12 protein-coding genes are annotated in these 11,860 nt (G+C 64.7%); 4 read left to right on the top strand and 8 right to left on the bottom strand.

Going from position 1 to position 11,860, the window contains the following annotated elements; translation table 11 throughout:
• A partial coding sequence (htpG, locus tag VIM61_06055) for a molecular chaperone HtpG (protein ID HEY8899956.1) occupies nt 1-1,526 on the bottom strand: 1,526 nt, incomplete at its 3' end.
• A gap of 160 nt (nt 1,527-1,686) precedes the next feature.
• Between htpG and VIM61_06050 the strand changes: the two genes are divergently transcribed.
• Nucleotides 1,687-2,079 (top strand): hypothetical protein, encoded by a 393-nt coding sequence (locus VIM61_06050; protein HEY8899955.1) that lies wholly within the window; start codon nt 1,687-1,689, stop codon nt 2,077-2,079.
• Between the two features lie 8 nt (nt 2,080-2,087).
• Nucleotides 2,088-2,267: a hypothetical protein gene (locus VIM61_06045; GenBank protein HEY8899954.1), complete on the top strand. Its 180-nt coding sequence runs from the start codon at nt 2,088-2,090 to the stop codon at nt 2,265-2,267.
• Between the two features lie 31 nt (nt 2,268-2,298).
• On the opposite strand, the gene VIM61_06040 is transcribed toward VIM61_06045, so the two are convergent.
• Complete coding sequence (locus tag VIM61_06040) at nt 2,299-3,939, bottom strand: peptide chain release factor 3 (GenBank protein ID HEY8899953.1); 1,641 nt, start codon at nt 3,937-3,939, stop codon at nt 2,299-2,301.
• A gap of 155 nt (nt 3,940-4,094) precedes the next feature.
• Here VIM61_06040 and VIM61_06035 point away from each other — a divergent pair, with 155 nt between their 5' ends.
• On the top strand, nt 4,095-5,903 hold the full coding sequence (locus VIM61_06035; protein HEY8899952.1) for a hypothetical protein: 1,809 nt from the start codon (nt 4,095-4,097) through the stop codon (nt 5,901-5,903).
• Between the two features lie 27 nt (nt 5,904-5,930).
• On the opposite strand, the gene VIM61_06030 is transcribed toward VIM61_06035, so the two are convergent.
• Both VIM61_06030 and VIM61_06025 read right to left on the bottom strand, forming a co-directional pair.
• The gene (locus tag VIM61_06030; GenBank protein ID HEY8899951.1) at nt 5,931-7,442 is read right to left on the bottom strand and encodes a cellulase family glycosylhydrolase; all 1,512 of its coding nucleotides are present in this window, start codon (nt 7,440-7,442) and stop codon (nt 5,931-5,933) included.
• Between the two features lie 99 nt (nt 7,443-7,541).
• On the bottom strand, nt 7,542-8,033 hold the full coding sequence (locus VIM61_06025; protein HEY8899950.1) for a VOC family protein: 492 nt from the start codon (nt 8,031-8,033) through the stop codon (nt 7,542-7,544).
• Nucleotides 8,034-8,114: 81 nt separating this feature from the next.
• Between VIM61_06025 and VIM61_06020 the strand changes: the two genes are divergently transcribed.
• On the top strand, nt 8,115-8,411 hold the full coding sequence (locus VIM61_06020; GenBank protein HEY8899949.1) for a zinc ribbon domain-containing protein: 297 nt from the start codon (nt 8,115-8,117) through the stop codon (nt 8,409-8,411).
• 42 nt (nt 8,412-8,453) lie between these two features.
• Here VIM61_06020 and VIM61_06015 read toward each other — a convergent pair whose 3' ends face one another.
• The 4 genes from VIM61_06015 to VIM61_06000 are packed head-to-tail and all read right to left on the bottom strand — an operon-like array spanning nt 8,454 to nt 11,786.
• On the bottom strand, nt 8,454-8,936 hold the full coding sequence (locus tag VIM61_06015) for a peptidylprolyl isomerase (GenBank protein ID HEY8899948.1): 483 nt from the start codon (nt 8,934-8,936) through the stop codon (nt 8,454-8,456).
• A gap of 13 nt (nt 8,937-8,949) precedes the next feature.
• A complete protein-coding gene (locus tag VIM61_06010) occupies nt 8,950-9,408 on the bottom strand; it encodes a ribose-5-phosphate isomerase (GenBank protein ID HEY8899947.1) in 459 nt (152 codons plus the stop codon).
• The gene (gene bioB / locus VIM61_06005; GenBank protein ID HEY8899946.1) at nt 9,405-10,403 is read right to left on the bottom strand and encodes a biotin synthase BioB; all 999 of its coding nucleotides are present in this window, start codon (nt 10,401-10,403) and stop codon (nt 9,405-9,407) included. The genes VIM61_06010 and bioB overlap by 4 nt, the downstream gene beginning before the upstream one ends.
• Nucleotides 10,404-10,448: 45 nt before the next feature.
• On the bottom strand, nt 10,449-11,786 hold the full coding sequence (locus VIM61_06000) for an NCS2 family permease (protein HEY8899945.1): 1,338 nt from the start codon (nt 11,784-11,786) through the stop codon (nt 10,449-10,451).
• Between the last annotated feature and the right edge of the window lie 74 nt (nt 11,787-11,860).

The raw sequence follows: 11,860 nt of genomic DNA, 5'->3' as shown, positions 1-11,860 counted from the left end.
TCGTTGACCTTATCGCCGAGGGTTTCCTTGATGAAGTTGCAGAGCAGGCGCGTGGCTTCCTCGTCGAGCCTGGACTCGGGTTTGTCGAGGGCGATCTCGGCCTTCTCGGCGGCGACGAGTTTCTTGCCTTCGAACTCATGGAGGTGCTCCATCACGAACTCGTCCCACGGATCGAGCAGGAAAATGACTTCGTAGCCCTTGGCGGCGAGGCCTTCGTAATAGGGGCTCGCGAGGCAGGCTTCGCGGCTGCCCGCCGAGAGGTGGTAGATTTCCTTCTGCTCCTCGGGCATGCGGGCGACGTAATCGGCTAGCGCGACCGGCGTTTCGCTCGTGGAGGTCGTGTAACGCAGGAGCTTCGCGAGGGCATCCTTGTGCGTGTAGTCGCTGACGATGCCTTCCTTGAGGAAGTGGCCGAATTCCTTGAAGAACGCAGCGTATTTCTCGGCGTCGGCCTTCGCCTCTTCGTCGAGAAACTTGAGGAAACGCGTGGTGAGGACCTTGTTGAGCTTCTGGAGAAGGGCGCTGTCCTGCATCGTTTCGCGGGAGATGTTCAGCGGCAGGTCTTCGCTGTCGACGACGCCCTTGAGGAAGCGCAGCCATTCGGGGAAGAGGCCCTTGGACTTCGCCTGGATGAGGATCTTGCGGCAGTAGAGATGGACCTCGCTCTCGGTCTTCGGCATGCCGAGCTTCTCGCGGCTGTGCTGCGGCACGAAGAGAAGCGCCTTGATGGAAAGCGGCGCGTCGGCGGTGAAGTGCAGGCGGTATTGCGGCGCATCGATGTCGTGGCCGATGAACTTGTAGAACTCGTCGTATTCCTCGGTCGTGATCTCGGATTTGTTGCGCGTCCAGATCGCGTTGATCGTGTTCACGGCCTCGCCGTCGAGCTCGATCGGGAAGCCGACGAAGTTCGAGTAGCGCTTGATGACGCTCTCGACGCGCCATTTGGTGGCGTATTCCTTGTCGGCCTCGGTGAGCTGAATGACGATTTTCGTGCCGCGAGGTAGATCGACGCCTGGCTCGATCTCGTAGCTGCTCACGCCGTCGGACGACCAGATCCAGCCGGTCTCGTTCGGCTGGTAGCTGCGGGTGTAAACGGTGACCTTCGAGGCGACCATGAAGGCCGAGTAGAAGCCGACGCCGAACTGGCCGATGATCTCGGCCGCGCCCGTGCCGCCGGACTTCGCGGCGTTTTCCTTGATCTGCTGGAGGAAGGCCTTGGACCCGGAATGGGCAATGGTGCCGAGATTCTCGATGAGTTCGGCGTGCGTCATGCCGATGCCGGCGTCGGCGATCGTGATGGTGTGCGCGGTGTCGTCGGTGGTGACGGAGATGTTGAGCGCGCGGTCGGCTTCGAAAATCGCCGCGCCGGAGGTCTGGAGGAACTTGAGTTTCTCGGTGGCGTCGGCGGCGTTCGAGATGAGCTCGCGGATGAAGATTTCCTTATCCGTGTAGAGCGAGTGAATGACGATGTTGAGGAGCTGGGCGATCTCAGCCTGGAACTCGTGTTTTTCGATGGTGGCGGACATGGGAGTAAGAAAATTGGGAACGTTATTCTGTCAAACGTGGCGCGAATGGAAAGCGCGGGGAGTGGGTGGTCGGCGAACCCCGGATCACGATCGGGGATCTCGACGTCAAAAATCGCGGGGTGACGTCCGGATATTGAGCGAGGTGCGAACCATCAGCGTCATGAAACCCATCAAGCTTACCCTCACGGCGGCCACCCTCGCGGCGGCGCTCACCCTGGCTGGCACGGCTGGCGCTCAGACCACCACGACGGTCTCGTCGATGAACACGGCGGGCACGCTCACCTCCTTCGGTCCGGATTTGATCTCCGTCCGCACGGAGTCGAGCGCGACCCCGGTGCAATACACCGCCAGCAAAACGACAACCTACGTCGACGACACTGGCGCCCCGGTCTCGGTGGACGTCGTGAAGTCCGGACTGCCGGTCACCGTCTACTACACCGATAACGGCGGAACGATGGCCGCCTCCCGCGTGGTTGTCCATCGCTCCACTACGACTGCGGCTCCCGCCGTCGAGGAGACGAAGACCACGACGACGACCACCACCACGGAATAATCGAACCCATGAAAAACCTCTTCGCTCTCGCCCTTGTGGCCGGCAGTTTCGCGCTCTCGGCCTGCACCACGGTGGAGGCCCCGCCGACGCGCACCACAACGACTACGGAGGAAACCGTGACGCATCGCGCCGTGGGTGGCACCGCCACGACCACGACAGTCAGCCCGGCGCCGACGGTCGTCTACTAGTTGTCCAGCCGCTTTGCCGAATCGCCGCTCCTCATTCCGCGCGGAAGGGGAGCGGCGAAATTTCGAGATCGGGATTCTTGCTCTCGAAATAGCTCAAGCCCCAGTGATTGGGGAGGAGCGCCACGGGGTTGCCATCCGCATCCCGGGCTTCTTTCGCGCCCGTCGGCAGGGTGACGGGCGGGAGCTTGTTCGATCCGTCCTTTGCGCGAATCCAGCGCGCCACGCTCCACGGCGCCGTCTCTACGCGGCAGCCGGCGCCGTATTCGCCCTCGAGGCGATACTGGAGCACCTCGAATTGCAGGGGGCCGACCGCGCCGAGCAGGGGCGTGCGGACGAGGCTGTCCTTCAATTCAAAGGCCTGGGCGACGCCTTCGCGGAGGAGTTGATCGAGACCCTCGCGGAAGCGCTTGCCGGTCGCCGTGCTGGCACTGTGAATCTGGGCGAAGCACTCCGGCGCGAACCGCGGAATCTCGTCGAAGCGCACGGCGGGATCCTCGCTGAGCGTATCGCCGATCTGGAAATCCTGGTTGCCTACGAGGCCGACGACGTCGCCGGCCCAGGCGCTGTCCACGGTCTCGCGTTCCTGCGCGAAAAGGCGCTGGGAGTTCGAAAGGCGCACGGGCTTGCCGGTGCGCGGGTGGGCGACAGTCATGTCGCGCTTGAACTCGCCCGAAACGATGCGGATGAAGGCGACGCGGTCGCGGTGCTTCGGGTTCATGTTGGCCTGGATCTTGAAGACGAAGCCGGAGAAGGCCTCGTTGTCGGGACTTACCGGGCCATTGGCGGTGTCGCGCGGAGCGGGACCGGGCGCGAGCTCGAGAAACTTGTCGAGGAGGAGCTGGACGCCGAAATTGTTCATCGCGCTGCCGAAGAACACGGGCGTGAGGCGGCCGGCGCGCACCTCGGCGATGTCGAAGTCGGCACCGGCGCCGTCGAGGAGGTCGAGCTCGTCGCGAAATTGCGTGTAAACGTCGGGCGACATCGCGGTTTTCACGAGCGGATCGTCGACGCCGCCGACCTGTTCCGGCGCACGGTAGGCGCCTTTGGGCGTGCGCTCGAAGAGATGCACCTCGCTGGCCTGGCGATCGTAAACGCCGCGGAATTCCGCGCCGCTGCCGAGCGGCCAGTTGATGGGCAGCGCGTGAATGCCGAGGACGTTTTCGAGTTCGTCCAGCAGCTCCAGCGGCGGACGCGAGGGCCGGTCGAGCTTGTTCATGAAGGTGAAGATGGGCACGCCGCGCTGACGGCAGACCTCGAAGAGCTTGCGGGTCTGCGTCTCGATACCCTTGGCGGCGTCGACGACCATTACCGCCGCGTCCACGGCGGTGAGCACGCGGTAGGTGTCCTCGGAGAAATCCTTGTGACCGGGAGTATCGAGCAGGTTCACGACGCAGCCGCCGTATTCGAACTGCAGCACGGTCGAGCTGACCGAGATGCCGCGCTGGCGCTCGAGTTCCATCCAGTCGCTCGTGGTGGCGCGCTGGTCCTTGCGGGCGGTCACGGTGCCGGCGAGCTGGAGGGCGCCGCCGTAGAGGAGGAATTTCTCCGTGAGGGTGGTCTTGCCGGCGTCGGGGTGCGAGATGATGGCGAACGTGCGCCGACGGCGAATCTCGTGAGCGGCGACGGGGTTGGATCGGGTGTCCCGCTCGGGTGGTTTTTCCAAATCTGGCATGTGAGGCGTGTCAGGATGCGCGAATCCGGAGCCCGGTTCAACCGGCAAGCCCGGCGACTTTGACTTTCCAATATGGAGGCGGGATGGCATCTGTTGGTGCCATGCATTGCAAGCCGAGTGACGATAAACGGGCTGCGGGAGCTTGGCACCGCGTGGTGAAATGGTCCGGTGCGGCATGTGCGGCGGCTCTGGCGGCGGCCTCGGCGAGCGCGCAGACTGTCCAGATCAACAGCGCGCCGGCGTTTCCGGAGAGCAGTAACGGCGTGACGACCGAATTTCAGATCACCCCGGATAGCAGCCGGGTGCTCTACGGTGCGGAGCTGACGACCAACGACGTCACGGATCTCTACAGCGCCTCGGTCTCGGCCGCTGGCACCCAGGTGCAGATCACCACCACCTCTCCGGCGGGCGATTTCTTTTCCGGGAGCTTTGCGATCACTCCGAACAGTGCCACGGTCATTTTTGGTCGCTTCGACGGGACGAACAATCACTTCGATCTCAAGAAGGCTTCCGCCACTGCGGCCGGCACGGAATCCACGCTGGCGACGAACGCCGGGCTGAATGAGCTGAGTTCGATCCTCATTACCTCCGATGGCACGCGGGCCGTCTTCCAAAGTCGGACGAACACGGATTACGGCCTCTTCAGTGCCTCGACCACGACGCCGGGCGCGGTGCTGAAAATCAGTTCACCGTTTCCCGAGCTGGAGTATCCGCGGGGCTTGCAACTCGTCGATACGGCTTCCGGCACGCGCGCGCTCTTCACCGGCGAACTCAATGCCGACGGCGTCACCGAGCTTTTCAGTGCGCCGGTGAATGCGGCCAATGGCCAGATCACGCTGAACTCGGCGCCAGCGACCGGGGGCGATGTGAACAACACGAACTTCGCGCCGGTGAGCCCCACAGCGAGCGGCGCCAGCGTGATCTTCAGCGGAGATCACGTGACGGACGGAGTCGTCAATCTCTACAAGGCCTCGACGACCGCGGCCGGCACGCAGACGCAGCTCAACACGTCTTTCCATGCCGATGCGGACGTGGCGGGTTTCCTGCCAGCGCCGCTTTCCAACAAAGTCTATTACCTCGGCGACCTCATCGATGAGGGCGTGTATGTCGTGTTCGAAGCTTCGACGTCGGGAGCGCCGAACCAGAAAGCCGTCTATTACCCGACGCCGAACTATATCGGCATCCGCCAGATTTCACTGACGCCCGACGAGAACTACCTCGTTCTCCGCGGCACGCTGACGAACAGCGGAATCACCGACCTCTACACCGCGCCGACGACCTTCGATTTCGCGCCGCGGCGGGTGACGCAGCTGGCCTCCGACCAGGACGTGAACAGCTACATCGTGTCGCCCGACAGCACGTTCATCGTCTATGAGCAGCGCGGCCCGACATACACGCAAAACACTCTCTGGGCGGTTTCCACGACGGGCGCCTATGCGCCAGTCCAGATCGGCCCGATACCTGCCAACCAGTGGATTACGTCCTACAAGATCACGCCGGACAGCTCCCGGGTGGTCTACACCGCTTACAAGGATGGCGAGTTCGTGCTGAATCTTTATTCCGTGGCAATTCCCGCGTTGAATACCGTGTCGAATCCCATCGCCACCGCGCCGGCCGCGGCCATCCCGGGCGTGACGCCTTCCGGCCCCGGTTCCACGCCCGGCTCGAACGCCGCGCCGACCCTGGCAGTTCTCGGGAAAAAGAAGGTCATCGCGACCGGCAAACCCGTGAAGATCAAGGGGACGGCGAGCGACGACCGGGGCGTTGTCTCGGTGCTGGCGATCTACAAAAAGGTCTCGGCCAGCGGGAAAAAGAAGACGGTGACCAAAAAGGCGAAACTGGCCGGCGGGGCGTGGATCTTCAAGTTCCGCCCGAAGGACAAGGTGACGAAGCTGACCTTCCAATCCGTCGATGGAGACGGTGTGAGATCGCCGATCGCCAAAGTGAAGATCCTTCGCCAATAGCGTCCGAGGGAGAACGCCGGGGCCCTTTTACGGCGCGTTCTTGAGGAACCAGGAGCGGACGACGTTCGCTCGATCGGGCGGAGTCTGCGCGGGCGTGTCGGAATCCTGCGGCAGATTCTCGTGCTCGAGGCTCCAGGCGGATTGCTCGCGGAAGGCGTGATACGTCCAATCCCAACCGTATTCCTCGAAGAGCCCGATGACGTCGCTCAGGTATCTTGCCGCGCCCGGCGCCCAGCGGGTGACGCTGAACTCGCCGACGAAAATCTTCGCTCCGTAGGCGCGCTGGAACTCCCGCACGGGGGCGAGGTGCCGGATGAGGGCGGCGCGGTCGAACGGGCGTTCGTTGAAGGTGCCGGGGTAGGGTGGGCGATCCGCGGGGGTATTCCACGGCCGCTCGAAGCCCTGGTGCGTGTATTCGTAGGGCCAATACATGTGCGTCTCGTAAACGACGTTCGTTACCCAGACGGGGCGCATCCAGGTGAACGCCTCGGGGGAGTCCCACTGGTCCGCCTCGATGAGGATGGTCGTGTCGGGATCGATCTTGCGGACGGCCCGAGCGGCGGCTTCCTGCAGGGCAAACCAGTCCATCACGCCGGGGGGAGACGGCTTGTTTTGCAGGGGCTCGTTCATCAGGTCGTAGGCCCAGATGGTGGGGTTGCCCTTGAAGCGTTGGGCGATCTTTTCCCAGACAAAGAGGAAGTAATCCTGCATTTCCTTGTCGAGGACCATGCGTAGCGTCCCGTCCGGCAGGCGACCACCGGGAGGAGCGTGAAGGTCGACGACGACGCGGGCGCCGATCTGTTTCGCCTGCTCGAGCACGAGGGCGAGCTCGTCGAGTTTCTTGTCGAGCCAGGGGCCGTAGACGGCCGGGTCGGACGGGATCTCCGTGCGGGGCCATTCGGGGTTGATGAGCTGCCAGCGGATGAGGTTCACCTTCCAGGCGGCGAGTTCCTCGAAATCCTTCGGGGAAAAGGACGACGGACTCACGACGCCGCGGAGGCGGGGCGGGCGGGCGGGTCTCGGGCCGCGGACGGTGAGGGCGACGTTCGCCAGCCACGCGGTGCCGGAGCATTCCTGCATGCCGAGCTGGAGGACGCCGTCGGTGGCGTCGTCGTCCACGCGGATGATCAGCTCCGAGTGCCTCCAGGGGATCGTGCCGTAGAGCAGCCCCTCGTTGAACCAGCGCGGGCCGCTGGCGGCAGAGACGAAGTGGAGCTGGGCCTTGATGCCGTTGTAGTCGAGCGCGGGCTTCGAGACGTTCTCGGCGCGCACATCGTAGCTGAGCAGGATCTCGTGGCCACGGAGCGCCTGGATGTCGATCGGAATGGTGAGCAGATGCGGCGCGGAGGCGTCCTTCGGGAAGACATCGATGCGGAGGCAGGGCTCGTTTTGCGGGCCTTCCGCCACCCAGGTCAGGCCCGGCGGGAGATCCTTGGCGGACGAGAGATCGAGTTCGAAGCCAGCGGGACCGGCGGCGCGGGCCACGACGGTCAGGAAAAGGGCAAAGCCGACAAAGAGCGCGGAGCGAATGGGGGCCATGATTTCAGGGGTGGGCAGCAGGCGCGGTGCCATTCCGCGCCCGGTGGCATTAGGGGAAACACGAACGGGGGCGCGAAGCAACTGCCATCCTGCAAATCCTCAGGCGGGCGGCGCCTCGCGGAGGAGATTCCGCAAATCCAGCGCGCGGGTGAACATGTCCAGCCCGCCGCCGGCGGCGACGGGCCATTGGTCACGCGGACGGTCCCAGGTGAGCTCCACGCCGTTTTCGTCCGGATCGCGGAGATAAATGGCTTCGCTCACGCCGTGGTCGGCGGCGCCGTCGAGCGTGATGCCGGCGGCGAGCACGCGGCGCACCGCATCGGCAAGGGTGGCGCGGGTTGGATAACGGATCGCCGTGTGGAAAAGCCCGGTCGAGCCCGCCGGAGGGGGCGAGCCGCCGAGGCTTTCCCACGTATTCAGACCAATATGGTGGTGGTAGCCGCCGGCGGACAGGAATGCGGCCTGCGTGCCGTAGCGCACCGTGACCTCAAAGCCCAGCACGCCGCAGTAGAAACCGATCGCTCGTTCGAGATCGGCGACCTTGAGATGGACGTGGCCGATGGAGACGCCGGGATCGATGGATTCGCTCACGGGAGGAGTGTTCCACCGATGGCGGGCCGCGCAAATTCCTCTTTTTCGCGACGCGGTGGCTTCCTAGCGTAGCGTCACTCGATGGCCTACCTGAACAGTCGCCCCCGCACGCCCGAAGTGTGTCCCGTCTGCGGCGAGGACGTGCCGCCGCGCGCGCGGGCCTGTCCGGAATGCGGCGCGGACCACAATTCCGGCTGGCGGCTCGCCGCGGACGGCGGCGGACTCGACCTGCCGGACGAGGAATTCGACTACGACGAATTCGTCGCGCGTGAATTCGGCGAAGGCGTCCGTCCGTCCGGGATCAGGCCGATCTGGTGGGTCACCGCGATCGTGGTGCTGCTCGCGATGCTCGCGGGGCTCGTGCTGTCGGTGTGGTAGAAAATCAGAGAAGCGACGAAGCGCTTCTCTCCAGGTTGCGGCCTAGTGGTGGTGGCCGCCTTCGCCGTGGACGTGGCCGTGGGAGATCTCTTCGGGGCTGGCGTCGCGGATCTCGCGGATCGTCACGTCGAAGTTGAGCGTGAGGCCGGCGAGGGGATGGTTCGCGTCGATGGTGACTTCGTCGCCTTCGATCTTGGTGACGACGACGGTTTGTTCGCCGTATTCGGTGTCGGTGTGGAGCTGGGTGCCGACTTCGAGCTCGTCGACGCCTTCGATCTGGCTGGCGGGAATGACGGCGACGTTGGCTTCGTCGTGCAGGCCGTAGCCTTCGGCGGCTTCGACGGCGACCTTGAAGCTGTCGCCGACTTTCTTGCCTTCCATGGCCTTTTCGAGGCCGGGAACGATCTGGCCGGCGCCCTGGACGTAGCCGAGGGGCTCGCCGCCCCGTGAACTATCGATGATTTCCTGGTCGTCGTCGGTGAGGGTGTAGTCGAAGAAGACGACTTTGCCGGTAGTGATGGTCATAGAAAGGGTGGAATCAGGATTTGCTGAGCTCGCCGGTGGTTTCGTAGCGGCTCATTTCGTCGATGCGGCCCTGGTGGCGGCCGCCTTCGTATTTCGTGCTGAGGAAGATGTCGACGCAGTCGAGGGCGATCTCGATGGAGGTCATGCGCTGGCCGATGGACATGACGTTGGCGTCGTTGTGCAGGCGGGTGAACTCGGCGGTCTGGTTGCACCACGCGAGGCCGCAGCGGATGCCTTTCACCTTGTTCGCGGCGATGGCTTCGCCGTTGCCGGAGCCGCCAACGACGATGCCAAACTCCGCTTCGCCTTTGGCGACGGCCTCGGCGGTGGGAATGATCCAGAGCGGGTAGTCGGTGGACTCGGCGGAGTGGGTGCCGAAGTCGAGAACCTCGTGGCCTTTCCCGCGGAGATGCTCGGCGATGCGTTGTTTGTAGGCGAAGCCGGCGTGGTCGGAGCCGATGGCGATTTTCATGCGAGGGCGGGTTCGGGTGCGGTGGTGTTGAGGCAGTCGGGACGGGGCAGGTCGGTGTAGGGGGCCTGCGGACGAAGGCCGAGCTGGGCGAGAAGGGCAAGGTCCTCGTCGGTCTCGGGATTCTGCGCGGTGAGGAGTTTTTCTCCGTAGAAAATGGAGTTGGCGCCGGCGAAGTAGCAGAGGGCCTGAGCTTCGCGGGAGAGGAGCGAACGACCGGCGCTGAGGCGGATCTTGGCCTTCGGCAGGGCGATGCGCGTGGTGGCGATCAGGCGGACGAGCTCGAAGGGATCGATGGGCTTCGCGCCGGCGAGCGGCGTGCCTTCCATGGGCATGAGGCAGTTGATCGGCACGCTTTCCGGCGGCGGATCGAAGGAGCAGAGCACCTCGAGCATGCGAATGCGGTCGCGCTCGGTCTCGCCGAGGCCGAGGATGCCGCCGCAGCAGACGGCCATGCCGGCACGCTGGACGGAGCCGATCGTGTTCAGGCGGTCCTGAAAGGTGTGGGTCGAGACGATGTTCCCGTAATGTTCGGGGCTGGTGTCGATGTTGTGATTGTAGGCGGTCACGCCGGCTTCACGGAGCTTGCGGGCCTCGACGTCGCCGAGCTGGCCGAGGGTGACGCAGACTTCCATGCCGAGCTTGCCGACCTCGCGGACGGTTTCCAGCATCTGCTCGAATTTGGCGTCGCCGTCGCGCACGCCCTTCCACGCGGCGCCCATGCAGAAGCGCGTCGCGCCGCTGGCGGCGGCCTGTTTTGCAATCGGGAGAACGTCCTCGGTCGTCATGAGGCGCTGGGATTCCAGTCCGGTCTTGTAGCGGGCGCTTTGCGCGCAGTAGCCGCAGTCCTCGCTACAGCCGCCGGTTTTCACGCTGAGCAGCGTGCAGAGCTGCATTTCGTTTTCCTTCCAATTCTCGGCATGGACGCGGCGCGACTCGGCGATGAGGTCGAAGAACGGGCGTTGATAAATGGCCTCGAGGGCGTCGAACGTGGGCATTTGAAGGCGATGCTAGGCCCGGGAATGCGCTCCCGCCAATGAAAACTAGCGGAGGAGGGCGAGCAGTGGTTCCTCGAAGAAGTGGAGGAGAAACACCACGGCCAGCCCGAGCAGGAAGGGCGTGAGTCGGTCGCGCTGGCCAGTGGCGAGAGCGAGGACGACGAGGGCGAGGATGCCGATTCCGAGGCCGGTGCTGATGCTGAACGACAGCGGCATCATGAGAATCGTGAGCACGGCGGGGATGAAATCGACCGTCTCGCGCGGGTCGAGATCGGTGACGGACTCGAACATGAAGACACCGACCATGACCAGGGCGGGGGCGATGGCCGCGCCCGGAATGGCGAGAATGAGGGGCGTGAAAACGAGGGCGGCAAGGAAGCAGAGCGCGGTGACGACGGCGGTGAGGTCGGTGCGGCCGCCGGCCTGCACGCCGGTGGAGGATTCGATGTAGGTGACCACGGTCGAGGTGCCGAGCAGCGAGCTGAGGATGGCGGCGGAGGAATCCGCGGCGAGGGCGCGGCCGGCGCGCGGGATTTTGTCGTTGGCGCCCATGAGACCGGCGCGGCGGGTGACGGCGATGAGTGAGCCGATGTTGTCGAACATGTCGACGAGGAGCAGCGTGAGCGTGAGGACGACGGCGCGCAGCGGATCGTTGCGGAAGAGGTCGAAGTTGAGCTTGAAGAAGACGGGGTCGAGCGAGGCTGGAGCGGAGACGAGGTGCTCCGGCCATTTCGTGATGGGGTCGCCCTTTCCGCCGGGCACGAAGAGGCCGATGACCGTGAGCGCGAGGATGGCGAGCAGGATGGCGGCCGGCAGGCGCAGGGCGACGAGCGCTGCGGTGAGCAGCAGGCCGCCGAAGAAGAAGGCGACGGCGGGGTGCGCGAGGTCGCCCATCGCGACGAGGGTCTCGGGATTCCCCACGACGAGGCCGCCATTTTGCAGGCCGATGAAAGCGATGAAGAAGCCGATGCCGGCCGTGACGGCGACCTTGAGGGCGTGCGGGATGGCGTCGATGATCCGCTCGCGCACGCCGGTGACCGAGAGCAGCAGGAAGATCACGCCGTTCACGCAGACCAGGCCGAGGGCGCTGGGCCACGGCACGCCCATGCCGATGCAGATCGAGAAGGCAAAGAAGGCGTTGATGCCCATGCCGGGGGCGAGGGCGATGGGGAAATTCGTGAGTGCGGCCATCAGCAGGGTGGCGATCGCGGCGCTCACGGCGGTGGCGGTGAGCAGGGCGTCCTCCGGCATGCCTGCTTCGGCAAGGATCGTGGGATTCACCGCGAGGATGTAGGCCATCGCGGCGAAGGTGGTGAGGCCGGCGGCGATTTCGCGACCGGGGGTGGTGCCATGGGCCCTGAGCTTGAAGATCCGTTCCAGCACGGGCGTGCTTTTTAGCGAGCGGCGGCGGGAATGGAAAGGCCGGCGTCCACGAACACCCCGTCGCGCGTATCCTT

The sequence above is a fragment of the Chthoniobacterales bacterium genome (assembly GCA_036569045.1).
Lineage (GTDB): Bacteria > Verrucomicrobiota > Verrucomicrobiia > Chthoniobacterales > JAATET01 > JAATET01.
The sequence above is the reverse complement of the archived record's forward strand: the minus strand, read 5'-3'. Positions and strand labels throughout refer to the sequence as shown.

What these genes read in the sequence shown, in the direction of transcription:
- VIM61_06050 (HEY8899955.1), top strand. Translation starts at nt 1,687, where the DNA reads ATGAAACCCATCAAGCTTACCCTCACGGCGGCCACCCTCGCGGCGGCG.
- VIM61_06045 (HEY8899954.1), top strand. Translation starts at nt 2,088, where the DNA reads ATGAAAAACCTCTTCGCTCTCGCCCTTGTGGCCGGCAGTTTCGCGCTC.
- VIM61_06040 (HEY8899953.1), bottom strand. Translation starts at nt 3,939, where the DNA reads ATGCCAGATTTGGAAAAACCACCCGAGCGGGACACCCGATCCAACCCC.
- VIM61_06030 (HEY8899951.1), bottom strand. Translation starts at nt 7,442, where the DNA reads ATGGCCCCCATTCGCTCCGCGCTCTTTGTCGGCTTTGCCCTTTTCCTG.
- VIM61_06020 (HEY8899949.1), top strand. Translation starts at nt 8,115, where the DNA reads ATGGCCTACCTGAACAGTCGCCCCCGCACGCCCGAAGTGTGTCCCGTC.
- VIM61_06015 (HEY8899948.1), bottom strand. Translation starts at nt 8,936, where the DNA reads ATGACCATCACTACCGGCAAAGTCGTCTTCTTCGACTACACCCTCACC.
- VIM61_06010 (HEY8899947.1), bottom strand. Translation starts at nt 9,408, where the DNA reads ATGAAAATCGCCATCGGCTCCGACCACGCCGGCTTCGCCTACAAACAA.
- bioB (HEY8899946.1), bottom strand. Translation starts at nt 10,403, where the DNA reads ATGCCCACGTTCGACGCCCTCGAGGCCATTTATCAACGCCCGTTCTTC.